Below are 12,295 nucleotides of genomic sequence, written 5' to 3' on the forward strand. Positions count from 1 at the left end.
CTTCAGCCGCGCGCCGGATTGGAAAAACTCTAATGACTCCTGCACCCAACGTCGAGTATGCAACCGCTACAGTTCCTCGTTCCGATCGACGCACTCGAGGCCGTCGGTGGGATTCTCCCGATCGCCGTCTTCGTGCTGGTGATCCTCAATATGATCACGCGGATACTCCAGCACAACCGCCACAACCGCCAACTCCGCGACGGTGACGGCGAGGAGGCGATCACCCGGTGGCTCCCGCACACGCTGACCAACTTGGGAATGGTTCTCTTGTCGTTCGTGTATATGATCGTCGCCCCGCACGGTGGGATGGTGCTATCGGTCCTCGTCGTGACAGTGTTCATCGCGGACTTCTTCGGCTTCGAGTCGCGCAAAGTCGAAGCGCGCTCGAAGAGCAAGGATCTCACACAGCCGATTCCGGCGGTCGGCGCCTCGGTCTTCGCGCTCCTATATGCGGGTTACCAGAGCTTCTTCTACGTCATCGAGCCGCTCTGGAACGTGATCATCTGAGCCGACTGCTCCCTTCGAAGCGTTTTCCGTACTTTATCGTCCGATTGTCCCCGCTTAGCGGTCTGGGACGCTGCCCGGCACCACAACCGAGAGCATCCGGGCGACGTCAATCTCGATCGGCGTCTTCGCCGGGATCGTCCGTGCCTTCTCGTCGTCCAGCAATAGCGACACGGATGCCTCATCGCGCTCGACTGACAGCGAAACCGGCGGGCGTAGCACCCAGACGTCCGCGCGCATCGCGTATGGGGACATTGGCACCGCTGCGAGCCCGGTCTCGGGTGCCAGTAGCGGCCCCCCAACCGTGTGGGCGTACCCTTCGCTCCCGAGCGGCGTCGTGACGACGACTCCGTCGGCTCTGACCGTGTCCGACCACCCGCCGGAAGCGACGCCATACTCGGAGATGCGCGCGGGTTCGGACGTTACGAGCGAAACGTCAGTCACGGCGCGCCCGACGGCGTCACCGTCGATAGTCACCCCGAGGACCGGATGCGGCGACGTCTCGACGCCCGCATCGAGGCCGTCGACTGCGGCCCCGACGTCGGCTGCGGGAACGTCGTATCGCGTCGCACCGGTGTCGACGGCGACGATCGGGCAGTCTGGTGCGTGCGCTGCGAGCGAAAGCAACGCCGTTTCTCCGTCGGCGACGACGACGTCCGCGCCGTCGATCCGTTCGTCGAGGGTCGCCTCGGCCGGGGACGCCACTTCCACGGCAAGTGCGTGGCGCTCGGACAGCACCGTCGAATCCGCCGAATCTGGCCGACGGAGCACGAGAACCGAGCGGGTCCTGTCGCTCACAAGCCTGTCTCCGGTCGCGCCCGTCTCGCCCGTCTGGCCGACTCGACTCCGCACATACGCGGTGCTACGACAGTCGAGAAAAAAGACCCAGCGGTTCACCGGTGGGCGACTGGTCGATATCGGCTGGCGGTTCGGCGCCGACCAGCCTTCCGGCGTCCGTCGATGATTCGATACCATTCAGGGCTCTGAGGTCGGACTGAGAACGCTCTCCGGTGTCGCATCGCTCCTCGCCCACTTTTTGGACGCTATCTGCTTCTTCCCTCACTCTTCGAACGCCGTGTCGCCTTTATCTCACCCTTCTGGCGCCGTATCGCCCTTCGTTCACTCTTTGATCGCCTTGCGGATCACGTCGAGCGATTCCGCGGGGAACTCCACGTGCGGCAGGAGCTTTGCGTCGTCGACGACGGCGAGGCGACAGCCGACGGCGTCCGCGAGTTCCCGACCCTGCTTCAGCGGCGTGATGTCGGCCTCGCGTCCCCACAGCAGCGTCACCGGCGCGTCGAGGTCCTTGAGCGTCGATTCGAGGTCCACATCGGCGTTGAGAAAGCCGCTGATGAATGATGCGGGCGCATAGCGCGCGTTCGGTTGGTGGGCCGTCTGCCACTCGTAGTCCATCCACTCCTCGCTCACCTTGTCCATATCGTAGTAGCCGTGGTCGGCGTTGAAGTACCGGATCGATGGCTTCGACGCGAGGAGGTTGAACAGAGCCTCCCCGAGAAGCGGCGATCGGAGGAGTTCCCGCGCCACGACATTCCGGTCGGGACCACCGCGCTCGGCCGGGCAGATCAGGACGAGCGACTTGCGGTCGAGGTCGTCGGCGACGGCCGCGAGATACGCACCCGTGAGCGAGGATGCCACCACCCGTGGCGTGTCGAATGCCGCGACGAAGTCGCGGACGAACTCCTCGTAGAAGGTCGCCGAGTAGCGCAGCGACGGTCGCTCGGACGTCCCGAAGCCCGGGAGGTCGGGGGCGACGACGTGATAGTCGTCTGCGAGATCGTCGAAGATCTCGCGGAACTCGCCGTTCGATCCGGCGGCGTTGATGCCGTGGAGACAGACGAGATCCGGATCTTCGGAATCGCCGGCCTCGGCGTACCTGACGTCGAACCCGTTCCACTCGAACGCCCGCTGTTTCCCGTCGAGCGCCGGATCCAGGGGTGCTGCGCGCTGGTCGAGTGCGGCGTTCGCGACTGCCAGCACGCCGACTCCGGCGACGGCCGCGCCAGCCACCGATCTGAGGTTCATACGAGAATGCACGACCGCGAGACGCTTGAGGTTGCTGGGCGGCGGTCAGTCACGGTCGTCTGCGGCCTCCGACTCCGTTGTGGTGGCTGCGCTCTCGCTGTCGGCCCACTGCTCCTCGAAGCACTCCCGAACCGGTTCGACGACCGCGTCGGCCACGGTGTAGGGATCGGTCTCGCCCGACCGCACCCGCTCGGCGAGCGCGTCGACACCCCCGCGCCGGTCGAGTTCCGCCTCCAGCAGTTCGGTGAGGTCACTGCGGACGAGTCGTCGGATCTTCTCGCCGTGGCGTTGCTGTGCTTTCGTCTCGTCCATCTCTGACGCGCGGAGGTGTGCGGCGTGTGCGTCCAGCGCGTCCACGAGGTCCTCGATGCCCGTGCCGGAGGTCGCCACCGTCTCGACGACGCGCGGGTCCCAGTCGTCGTCTGCATCTGCGTCGCCGGACCGGTCCCCGCCGGGGCGACTGCCACGAGCGGTCGGCCCCCCCACACCCGGCCCGTGTTTGCCCTGCCCAGCGCCGACGTCCCGGCGGTGGAGCATCTCCTCTACCTCGGCGACGGTTCGCGCCGCGCCGTCCAAATCCGCCTTGTTGACGACGAACACGTCGCCGATTTCGAGAATACCGGCTTTCAGCATCTGAACGTCGTCGCCGCTGTCGGGTTGGACCAGAACGCCGACGGTGTCGGCAGTCCGGACGATGTCGACCTCGCTCTGGCCGGCCCCGACGGTCTCGACGACGACGACGTCCTTGCCGAACGCGTCGAGCGCGGTGATCGCGTCCGTGGTCGCCGTCGAGAGGCCGCCGAGACGGCCTCGAGCGCTCATCGAGCGGAAGAACACGTCCATATCGCCGTTCGTGGAGGCCATCCGGATGCGGTCGCCGAGAACCGAGCCACCGGAGTACGGCGAGGACGGATCGACGGCGACCACGCCGACGGTGTCGCCCCGGTCGCGGTATTCCGCTGCGAGTTTGTCGACGAGCGTCGACTTCCCCGCACCGGGACTCCCGGTGATGCCGATAACGGCAGCGTCGCCCGCGTGCGGGTGCAGACGCGCGACTAATTCCCGATGTCCAGGGGTGCGGTTCTCGATCAGCGTGATGACTCGGGCGAGTGCACGGTGTTCGCCTGCGAGTAGGTCCGAAACGAGGTCGTCGTTCCGCGCGCCGTTGTCGCGGCCGGATCCGTCGCCGATCATCACTCGCGACGCGGCGCGTTCTCACGCACGAACTCGATCGTCTCCTCCATCGGCGTTCCGGGCCCGAAGATCGCGGCGACGCCCAGTTCGCGGAGTTCCGGCCGATCCTCCTCGGGGATGATCCCACCCACGATCAAGAGCGTGTCCGAAAACGCACCGTGGTTCTCCAGCCCGTCGACCACCTCTGGAACCAGACTGTTGTGCGCTCCCGAGAGAATCGAGATCCCGAGCACGTCGACGTCCTCTTGAACCGCCGCCTGGACGATCTCTTCGGGGGCGCGGTGAAGCCCCGAGTAGACGACCTCGAAGCCGGCGTCCCTGAAGGCGCGCGCGATGACGTGTGCCCCGCGGTCGTGGCCGTCCAAGCCGACCTTCGCGATGAGGCATCGGATCGGTCGGCTACGGCCGTGCTGTTCGGCGTCGGCGCTCATAGAGCGGTGTTCGTGCGCCCGGCGCTTGGATCTACCGGACGGTCAGCCGAAAGCCCCGGAGACCGTCGTGTCACTCGGATCGACGTAGATCCCAAATGCGCCACTGTGGCCGCCCGGAAGCAATACGGAAATAACGCGCAGTGCGAACGTCGTTGTCGATCCGTCGGCCGTTGTCCGCTCGACCCGGCCGGTCGAGATGCCACCCGTTCCGATTGCGGCCTCGTACTGCTCTACTTCGGAGTCGCTGGGGACGACCGACCTGAGTGTCGTGCCTGCCTTGACTGTTCCAAAACGGTCGTCGTACGTCCGGTTCGTCTCTCTCACATAGATGGACTGCTCCCGCCTGTCTCGTTCGACGTAGATCGCTGCGGCAGGCATCTCGTTGAAGAACGCGTGCAAGCGGTCGCGCTCGCGTCGCAGCGCACCCTCGCGCTCGATCCGTTCGAGCGCCTCAGCGGTGTATCCGGCGAGGATCTCGAGAAACTCGGCGTCGCGGTCGTCGAACGCGTCCCGTTCGTCTGAGACCACCTGGATCACGCCCTTGTCCCCGACCGGGACGCTCAGGACGGCGTGAAGGTCGTCGTGTTCGGGGACTGCGTCGGGATCGGACTGCATATCGGCGACGACTTCGGATTCGCCGGTGGCCAGCGTCCGGCCAGCGATGCCGTCCTCGATGTCGGTCGCGCTTACCTCCGGGTCGGGCAGGACCGACGCCCGCGGGATGAGCCGACCACACTCGGCGAGGAACACCACGCCGTATTCGAACGCCAGCGCGTCGGTCGCCGCCTCGATCGTCCGTTCAGCGACGGCGTCGGTCGTCTTGCAGGCGGTGATGTTCTCGGCGCAGTGACTCAGTGCGGCGAGTCGTGCGTTCGACTCCCGAAGTTCGCTGACGTGTTGATTCTCCTGCACCGCCGATTCGACCCGGCTGAGAAGCGTCTCGATGTTGTTATCGCCGGAGTGAACGCCATCGACGCTTCCTACGACCGGCGGACTGTAGATTACCGTGGGTACGGAAGTGTGTTCGACGAGCGCGCGGACGAGCGATTCGTCCTTACCGAGGACCACCACGCAGTCGAGCGTCGGGCCGAGTTCCTCGACGTATTCGGTGTACGTCGTCCGACAACGCACTACCACGTCGGCCGCGAGGTGCGTCTTGAGCGCCCTGAGGACCGTATCGAAACTCGGTGCCGCGTCGGACCCGGGATCGTCACCGTCGCCCGCTTCGTCGTCGCCACTCTCTGATTCCTGATCGTCGTTGCTCTCTTTCTCGGTTGCCGAACCACCCTTTTCGACGGGACCGCCGTCGTCCCCGCGTACGAACTCTGTCTCCGCTTCGTCTGCTGCATTCTGCCAGGAGTCTCCCCAGTCGTCGGCCTCCGTCTCCCCGTCCGAAGCGCCGACCGCATCCGGGACGACGACGAGAATGCGTTCTCTATCCGAAGCCCCCACCATTGCGTACTAGTGCAACGTCAGCACATTAAGGAGTTTGGTTGGGTGACTGGTTCGATCTTGGAGTATCCTGCCGGTGTGGTGAACCGCCGAAATTCCCAGTCTGGGGTATCTCTCCCAGGTCGTCCGAGCGTGGTACTGTTATATTGTTGATGTATATTTGGCGGACATTCTCACGAGACGTGCTCGTGCAGAAACTCGACGACCTCGCTGTAGGCCGTGATCCGGTTCTCCAACTTCGCGATGCCGTGGCCCTCGTCCTCGAAGATACGCTCCCGTACCGGGACGTGCTCGCTTGCAGCCCCCACGAGTTGGTGGGCCTCCGAGACGGGGACCCGCGGGTCGTTCGCGCCGTGGATGACGAAGAGCGGCGCGCGGATCTCCTCGATGGTGTTGAGCGGAGAGATGGATTCCAGAAACTCCCTGTCGTCGTCGAGTGACCCGTACTCGGCTTCCCTGAGTTCGCGCCGCCACTCGCCGGTGTTCTCGAGGAACGTGACGAAGTTCGCGATTCCGACGATGTCGACGCCGGCGGCCCACAGATCGGGATACTCAGTCATCGCAGCGAGCACCATAAATCCGCCGTAGGAACCGCCCATTGCGACGATCCGGTCGGGGTCGATCGCCGGGTGGTCCTGGAGCCACTCGACGGCCGCCTCGATGTCCCTCACCGAGTCCATCCGGTTTTCCACGTCGTCGAGGTGGCCGTAGGCCTTCCCGTAGCCCGCCGATCCGCGGACGTTGGGTTCGAAGATCGCGTAGCCGTTCGCGAGGAAGTACTGCGTCACCGCGCTGAACGAGGGCCGGCGCTGCGATTCGGGACCACCGTGTATGTCGACGATCACCGGTGTCTCCCCCACGCCCGTGTCGGACTCCGGCAGCGAGAAGAACGCCGGAATCTCGCGCCCGTCGAACGTCGGGTAGTGGACCAGTTCGGGTGCGACGAACGTGTCCCGCGGGATTCCCGCCGTCGCCGCCCGCGTCCAGCGCTCGGCCGGACTCCGCGCTTCGTCTCCGACGGTCGTCACTGTCCCAGATTCGACGATGTAGACGTTGGCCGGATCACCGCGCTGTGTCACGGTCACGGCGAATCGATCTCCCGCATCGTCGAACTCGACGCCACCGACCACGCCGCGCGGGAGGTCGGGGGCCGGCCGCTCTTCGATTGTCGGTGCCGCCGATTCCGCCGAGTCGGGCGCGCGGACGTCGCCGATAGTCAGGTCGGTGTACCCGTCGACGTTCGTGGAGTACGCGATGCGCCCGGTTTCGTCGTCGACGGCGACGCCGTCGATCTCCCAGTCGGGGTCGCGCTCGACAAGCGAGAATGCCCCGGTCTCGACGTCGACGCACCACAGATCGAGGGTATCGCTCTCGCGGTCGGAGACGAGGTACACGCGGTCGCCGTCGGGCCCCCACTCGGGACTCTGGAACCGCACCGTTCCGTCGTGCGGGGTCAGGAGGGTCATCTCGCCGCTCTCGATGTCGAGTACGGAGACGTCCTGATCGAAGTTCGAATACGCCTGCGAGACGAGGAGGTGCGAATCGTCGGGGGACCACCCGCCGAGCGTCAGCCACCCGTCGCCCTCGGTCACCAGTTCGGCGTCACTACCGCGCTCGTCCCGTCTCTGGACGTAGACGTCGAATACGGACTCCTCGCGGCGGTTGGAGGTGAACGCGAACTCCTCGCCGTCGTGGCTCCAACCGCCCCAGCGGTGTTTCGCCTCCGGGTCCGCCGTGAGGTTGGTGATTGCGCCGTCGCCCAGGTCGTACCGGAACAGTTGCGCGCGCTCGTTCCCGCCCTCGTCCATCCCGAACGCGAACTCCCGGCGAGTGGGCGACCACGAGACGAACGTGACTCGCTCGTCGAAGAACGTCCGCTGTTCGGGCCAGCCACCGGATTCGTCGACCGTCCACACCTGCGGGACGCCGGTCGTGTCCATCAGGAACGCGAGTTGTTCGTCGTTGGGGCCGATCGACGCGCCGTAAGCACTCCGGACGTTGAGGTAGCGCTCGATGTCGTGGGGCATACCTCCGCGTTCGCCGCCGCGGACGAAAGCATTCGGGTCCTGTCGGCCACTGTCCTCGGCCGTCTCGGCGCGCGCGGAAGAACTGTGTCGTGTCTCGCGTCGCCGCGAACCCCTGCCGGCTCAGATGATTCCTTCCGTTTTCAGCCCCTCAATGACGTCGTCGACGAGCGATTCGACGTCGTCGTACGGGAAGTCCTGGTGGGAACCGAGCTTCGCGGCCATCTCCATCGCGCTCAGCGTCACGTCGCCGGCCTCGAACTTCGTCCCCGGGCCGTCCGGGAGCGTCGGGACCAGATCCATCTGACTCGTGATAGGGTAGTCGGCACCACTGAACGCGTCGGTGAACTGCTGGCGGAGTTCCGCCTCAACGTCTGCCATAGCGCAGAATGTCGAGACGACCCGCAAAAACGTTCCGGAACCACCACAAACAGGTTATGAGTTGTTTCCTCGGCCTGCGCTTGCTCGTCGCCTGCGAGTGGGACGATCTGAGTGACCGGTGGCGCGCCGAGTGAGGTCTCCTGATCTGTCTCGTGGGGGGAACCAAACCAAAGTATTCACTACAGGCGACTTCCAACCCCCGAGTATGACTGACGGCAACGCGGAGATGTCCCGTCGCGCCTTCCTCACGACGGCGGCCGGCACTGCGGCGGCGACCGGTGCGGCCGGCACCGCAGTGGCACAGGAGGGCGGTGGCGGCGGCGCCACAAAGACCGTGACGGTCGGTCCCGGCGGGTCGCTTGTGTTCAGCCCGGGAACCGAAGAACCACTCCAGATCACGCCCGGCACGACGGTCGAGTTCGTCTGGGATTCGGACAATCACAACATCGTCGTCGAGAGCCAGCCCGAAGGTGCGAACTGGCAGGGCCACGAGACAATCGAGAACACGGGCTTCACGTACACGCACACGTTCGAGACGCTCGGTACCTACGAGTACTACTGCCAGCCTCACCGAACTGCGGGAATGGTCGCCTCCATCGAAGTCGTCGAGTCGCTCTCGACGCCCTCGGGGTCGGGCGCGCCGGAACTACCCAACTCCGCGAAGACGCTCGGCGTCGCGACGACGTTCGCGATGGTCGCGACCCTCGGACTCGCGTTCTTCTTCCTCAAATACGGTGGCGACTACGAACTCGAAGAGGAGTAGGCGGGTCAGCGGTCAGAAGAGTCCGTACCTCTCCACTTCGTCCTGGTAAATGCGCTCGTACCGCTCGATGACGGTGCTGTGATCGTACTCGGCGAACGCCCCGTTACTCGTCTCGCGCCTGTGACCGGCGGCGGCGACCACCTCGTCTGCCAGTTCCTGTGGACTCGTGACGCGAGCACCACGCTCGCGGTTCTCCACCAACTCGTGCGCGCTCGACCGGGCCTGGTACTCGACGATCCCGACGCATCCGCAGGCCAGCGCCCACAGCAACCCTCGGGGAAATGGCTCGACGGTCGCCGTCTGAGCAAACACGTGTGCGCCCTTGAGTATCGGCACGAACTCCTCGGAATCCAGCGCCCCGAGAAACGAGACACGGTCGTCGATACGGAGTTCCGCGGCCGTCTCCATCGCGGCGTCGCGCTCGGGACCGTCGCCGATGACGGCCGCGCGCCAGTCGCGGTCCCGGAGTTCCGCCAGCGCCAGGAGAAACGACTCGATGTTGGCGTGCTCGTCCAGACGGCGCGCGTACACCAGATCCGCGCGGTGGTCGACGTCGGCGTCGCGGACGAGGTCGAAATCGATCGACCCCGGGACGACATCGATCCCGTCGGCGGCGACGCCGTACTCCCGAACGTCGGTCTTGACCAGCCGTGAGGGCGCAAGGACCCGACTTGTGCCGCTCACGGCACGGCGATACATCCGGGCGGTGTCACCGTCGCGCGTCGCCCACCAGTCGACGATCACCGGCACCCTGAGTACCCGCGCGACGGTCCTCGCGGCGACGACCTGCGAGGGCGGGCTGTTGGTCGCGTGGATCACCTCTGGGCTGGCCCGTCGCAGCGCAAACGGAAGTCTGGAGGCGAATCCTCGCGCCGACGGCGTCTGCGTGACTGCGACGTACTCGACGCCGTTCTGCTCGAACCGATGCAACGGCCCGTCCCACCACTGCGTGCAGCAGAAGACGACGTCGTGGTCGCGAGCGGCCAGCTGTTCTGCGACCCGTCGCACACGTCTCGTCGCGCCGTCGGAACGGTGTTGATCGGGATACAGCGAGACGAACGCGACACGCATACCGGGAGGATTCCAGCGGGGAAATAAAAAGCCTCGACATTCCGTCGGTCGAAGCCCCGTCGCAGCACTGAACGGGGCCGAAGGCGACAATCCGCAGACCGCCTCGTCCGCCCCACTGAATCGGCACGACCGCCTCCGCCAGATCGCTTCACCCGTCCACATAAATCGGCGCGGCCGCCTCGTCGGGTCCGGGTGCCACCACGTCGGTCCGTTCGACGAGATTCCCCACGACCGCGTCGTCGAGGGCCTCGGCGTCGGTCGAGTTCACCTCGACGAGGTTTCCGGCCGGATCCCGGATGTAGAACTGCACTGCGCCGGAGGGGAGCACGTACACCGGCGGCTCACCGTCGACGTAGCCGGCCTCGATCTGTGGGCGGAGTTCGGCCTCGGCGTGGTCGTGGGCGAGAATGGCCTCGTAGACCGCCTCGAAGTCGTCGACGTGGAGCGCGTGGTGACTGAACACCGGCGGTTCGTCCGCCCGCTCGACGATGTGCAACTGGAGGTCGCCACAGGCGAGCCAGCGCGTCGGTTCGTCGACCTTGGGCACTGGGATCTGTTCCATCCCGAACACCGACTGGTAAAACTCGACTGACTCCTCGATGTCGGTCGCAAGGATGCTGACGTGCGTGTAGCGAGTCCCACTCATTCCAGCGAGAGCGACGACGCCGGACGGTATAATGGTTCGGCCGGCCCGATCAGCCGATGAGAAGCAGCGTCGCCGCGGCCGCCTCGACGTACTCCCAACTGAAGACGTGATTCAGCAGGAGGTAGGTGACGACGCCGAGAGTGAGCGACAGCAGCCACGATCCCGCGGCGAGTCGACCGACCGTTCGGTGCGGCGTCTCTGCACGCAGTTCGGCGGGCGAATGTGTCGCTCCAAGCACCAGCGCGTACAGCACCACGGGGACCGCGACAATCGAGAGGACGATGTGGATCGCGAGCATCGCCAGGTAGGGGTAGTAGACGAACGTCGGGCCGACGAACTCCTTGGTGCCGCCGCCACCGATCTTGGTGAGGTACATCACGAGGAACACCAGGATCAGCGCGAACGAGGTCACCATCGCGGTGGCGTGTTTCTTCACCTCGCCTTTTCGGATCCACCGCACCCCGGCGGCGATCACCAACACGTTCACCGCGTTGACGAGTGCGATCGCATCGGAGAGGCGGTTCACCGCTGTCAGCGAGAGATCGGGGAACAGACTCCGGGGAACGACCCCGAGAAAGGTCCCGACCACCGCGGCGTAGCCGGCGATCGAGAGGACGACCGTGGCTGCCAGCGGATGCCGTTTGGCTGCGTTGTCGGCGCTCGCAATTGCCATACCGGAGGGTTGAACTCGGTCCTATTCCATCTTCGGATCCGCGACGACTCCTCAGAGCACGCCGGTGAACGTGGCCGCCTCGTGTGCCGCGTTGTCGCTGACGCCGTCGCCGAGAATCGTGTATCGGTCACGGATCGTGTGGGCGGTCGTCACCGCTTCGAGGAAGGTCTCCGCGTCGATGCCGAGTTCGTCGGCGGTCGTGGGCGCGCCGACGTCTTCGAGTGCGTCGCGGATGTCGGCCCACTCGCCGCGCTCGCCGGAGTGGAGATACTCGGTGACGATGGCCGCGACGCCGACCTGGTGGCCGTGCAACGCGCGTCCGGGGACGAGTCGGTCGAGTTGATGAGAGATGAGGTGCTCCGCGCCCGAGGCGGGTCTGGACGACCCCGCGATCGACATCGCGACGCCCGAGGAGACGAGCGCCTTCGCCACCAGCCACGCCGACTCCTCGAACCCGGGTTTGATCGCATCCGAGGACTCGACGAGCATCTCGGCGGTCATCTTCGAGAGCGCGCCGGCGTACTCGCTGTACTCGACGTTCTTCAGCCGGTGGGCCAACTGCCAGTCTTTCACCGCCGTGTAGTTCGAGATGATGTCCGCACAGCCCGCCGTGGTGAGGTCCCAGGGCGCATTCGCGAGGATCGCCGTGTCGGCGACGACTGCGAGCGGCGGATCCGCGGCGACTGAGTGACGGGTGTCGCCCTCGGGGATCGACGACCGACCCGAAACGATCCCGTCGTGGCTGGCGGCCGTCGGCACGGAGACGAAGCCAGACCCCAACCGATCGGAGGCCATCTTCGCCGTGTCGATCGGTTTCCCGCCGCCGAGGCCGACGAGATAGCCGGCGTTCTCGGCCTCCGCGGCGTCGATGACGCGCTCGACGGCATCGAAACTCGCCGACGCGATGGTGACTGTCGCCGGATCGTCGAACTGCCTGCGAACCCGGTCACCAGCCAACTCGTTCGGCGTCGGACTCGTGACGACGAGCGGGCGGCCATCGAGGTGCAGTTCCGCCAAGGCCGCAGAGAGGTCGTCGAGGACGCCGGTCCCGACGAGCACGTTCCGCGGGAGTTTGATCCAGGTCGTCTTTTCGAACATAGCACACGTACTTTA

At 65.8% G+C, this 12,295-nt stretch carries 13 protein-coding genes; 2 read left to right on the forward strand and 11 right to left on the reverse strand.

The window, feature by feature from the left end; all coding sequences use genetic code 11:
* Positions 1-57 precede the first annotated feature (57 nt).
* A complete protein-coding gene (locus ABEI27_RS11520) occupies positions 58-507 on the forward strand; it encodes a hypothetical protein (RefSeq protein WP_375799551.1) in 450 nt (149 codons plus the stop codon).
* Between the two features lie 54 nt (positions 508-561).
* Here the strand turns inward: ABEI27_RS11520 and ABEI27_RS11525 are convergent, their stop codons facing one another.
* The 7 genes from ABEI27_RS11525 to ABEI27_RS11555 form a co-directional block, all read right to left on the reverse strand.
* The gene (locus tag ABEI27_RS11525) at positions 562-1,356 is read right to left on the reverse strand and encodes an NAD(+)/NADH kinase (RefSeq protein ID WP_375799552.1); all 795 of its coding nucleotides are present in this window, start codon (positions 1,354-1,356) and stop codon (positions 562-564) included.
* 267 nt (positions 1,357-1,623) lie between these two features.
* The gene (locus tag ABEI27_RS11530) at positions 1,624-2,547 is read right to left on the reverse strand and encodes an alpha/beta fold hydrolase (RefSeq protein ID WP_375799553.1); all 924 of its coding nucleotides are present in this window, start codon (positions 2,545-2,547) and stop codon (positions 1,624-1,626) included.
* A gap of 45 nt (positions 2,548-2,592) precedes the next feature.
* A complete protein-coding gene (gene meaB / locus ABEI27_RS11535) occupies positions 2,593-3,741 on the reverse strand; it encodes a methylmalonyl Co-A mutase-associated GTPase MeaB (RefSeq protein WP_375799554.1) in 1,149 nt (382 codons plus the stop codon).
* Positions 3,741-4,172: a cobalamin B12-binding domain-containing protein gene (locus tag ABEI27_RS11540; RefSeq protein ID WP_375799555.1), complete on the reverse strand. Its 432-nt coding sequence runs from the start codon at positions 4,170-4,172 to the stop codon at positions 3,741-3,743. Before ABEI27_RS11540 ends, meaB begins: the two co-directional genes overlap by 1 nt.
* 42 nt (positions 4,173-4,214) lie before the next feature.
* Positions 4,215-5,627 carry a GAF domain-containing protein gene (locus ABEI27_RS11545; protein ID WP_375799556.1) on the reverse strand — a complete coding sequence of 471 codons (1,413 nt, stop codon included), beginning with the start codon at positions 5,625-5,627 and terminating at the stop codon, positions 4,215-4,217.
* Between the two features lie 170 nt (positions 5,628-5,797).
* The gene (locus ABEI27_RS11550; protein ID WP_375799557.1) at positions 5,798-7,651 is read right to left on the reverse strand and encodes a S9 family peptidase; all 1,854 of its coding nucleotides are present in this window, start codon (positions 7,649-7,651) and stop codon (positions 5,798-5,800) included.
* A gap of 120 nt (positions 7,652-7,771) precedes the next feature.
* A complete protein-coding gene (locus ABEI27_RS11555; RefSeq protein ID WP_375799558.1) occupies positions 7,772-8,029 on the reverse strand; it encodes an MTH865 family protein in 258 nt (85 codons plus the stop codon).
* 205 nt (positions 8,030-8,234) lie between these two features.
* Between ABEI27_RS11555 and ABEI27_RS11560 the strand changes: the two genes are divergently transcribed.
* Positions 8,235-8,792, forward strand: coding sequence for a plastocyanin/azurin family copper-binding protein (locus ABEI27_RS11560; protein WP_375799559.1), 558 nt, complete (start codon positions 8,235-8,237; stop codon positions 8,790-8,792).
* A 12-nt stretch (positions 8,793-8,804) separates the two neighbouring features.
* Here the strand turns inward: ABEI27_RS11560 and ABEI27_RS11565 are convergent, their stop codons facing one another.
* The 4 genes from ABEI27_RS11565 to ABEI27_RS11580 form a co-directional block, all read right to left on the reverse strand.
* On the reverse strand, positions 8,805-9,863 hold the full coding sequence (locus ABEI27_RS11565) for a glycosyltransferase (RefSeq protein ID WP_375799560.1): 1,059 nt from the start codon (positions 9,861-9,863) through the stop codon (positions 8,805-8,807).
* Between the two features lie 148 nt (positions 9,864-10,011).
* Positions 10,012-10,509 carry a VOC family protein gene (locus ABEI27_RS11570; RefSeq protein WP_375799561.1) on the reverse strand — a complete coding sequence of 166 codons (498 nt, stop codon included), beginning with the start codon at positions 10,507-10,509 and terminating at the stop codon, positions 10,012-10,014.
* Between the two features lie 49 nt (positions 10,510-10,558).
* Positions 10,559-11,182 carry a DUF420 domain-containing protein gene (locus ABEI27_RS11575; protein ID WP_375799562.1) on the reverse strand — a complete coding sequence of 208 codons (624 nt, stop codon included), beginning with the start codon at positions 11,180-11,182 and terminating at the stop codon, positions 10,559-10,561.
* A gap of 51 nt (positions 11,183-11,233) precedes the next feature.
* The gene (locus ABEI27_RS11580) at positions 11,234-12,280 is read right to left on the reverse strand and encodes an NAD(P)-dependent glycerol-1-phosphate dehydrogenase (RefSeq protein WP_375799563.1); all 1,047 of its coding nucleotides are present in this window, start codon (positions 12,278-12,280) and stop codon (positions 11,234-11,236) included.
* Positions 12,281-12,295 lie beyond the last annotated feature (15 nt).

The organism is Halobellus sp. (genome assembly GCF_042218505.1).
Classification (GTDB): domain Archaea; phylum Halobacteriota; class Halobacteria; order Halobacteriales; family Haloferacaceae; genus Haloquadratum.

What these genes read in the sequence shown, in the direction of transcription:
- ABEI27_RS11520 (WP_375799551.1), top strand. Translation starts at nt 58, where the DNA reads ATGCAACCGCTACAGTTCCTCGTTCCGATCGACGCACTCGAGGCCGTC.
- ABEI27_RS11530 (WP_375799553.1), bottom strand. Translation starts at nt 2,547, where the DNA reads ATGAACCTCAGATCGGTGGCTGGCGCGGCCGTCGCCGGAGTCGGCGTG.
- meaB (WP_375799554.1), bottom strand. Translation starts at nt 3,741, where the DNA reads ATGATCGGCGACGGATCCGGCCGCGACAACGGCGCGCGGAACGACGAC.
- ABEI27_RS11540 (WP_375799555.1), bottom strand. Translation starts at nt 4,172, where the DNA reads ATGAGCGCCGACGCCGAACAGCACGGCCGTAGCCGACCGATCCGATGC.
- ABEI27_RS11545 (WP_375799556.1), bottom strand. Translation starts at nt 5,627, where the DNA reads ATGGTGGGGGCTTCGGATAGAGAACGCATTCTCGTCGTCGTCCCGGAT.
- ABEI27_RS11550 (WP_375799557.1), bottom strand. Translation starts at nt 7,651, where the DNA reads ATGCCCCACGACATCGAGCGCTACCTCAACGTCCGGAGTGCTTACGGC.
- ABEI27_RS11555 (WP_375799558.1), bottom strand. Translation starts at nt 8,029, where the DNA reads ATGGCAGACGTTGAGGCGGAACTCCGCCAGCAGTTCACCGACGCGTTC.
- ABEI27_RS11560 (WP_375799559.1), top strand. Translation starts at nt 8,235, where the DNA reads ATGACTGACGGCAACGCGGAGATGTCCCGTCGCGCCTTCCTCACGACG.
- ABEI27_RS11565 (WP_375799560.1), bottom strand. Translation starts at nt 9,863, where the DNA reads ATGCGTGTCGCGTTCGTCTCGCTGTATCCCGATCAACACCGTTCCGAC.
- ABEI27_RS11570 (WP_375799561.1), bottom strand. Translation starts at nt 10,509, where the DNA reads ATGAGTGGGACTCGCTACACGCACGTCAGCATCCTTGCGACCGACATC.
- ABEI27_RS11575 (WP_375799562.1), bottom strand. Translation starts at nt 11,182, where the DNA reads ATGGCAATTGCGAGCGCCGACAACGCAGCCAAACGGCATCCGCTGGCA.
- ABEI27_RS11580 (WP_375799563.1), bottom strand. Translation starts at nt 12,280, where the DNA reads ATGTTCGAAAAGACGACCTGGATCAAACTCCCGCGGAACGTGCTCGTC.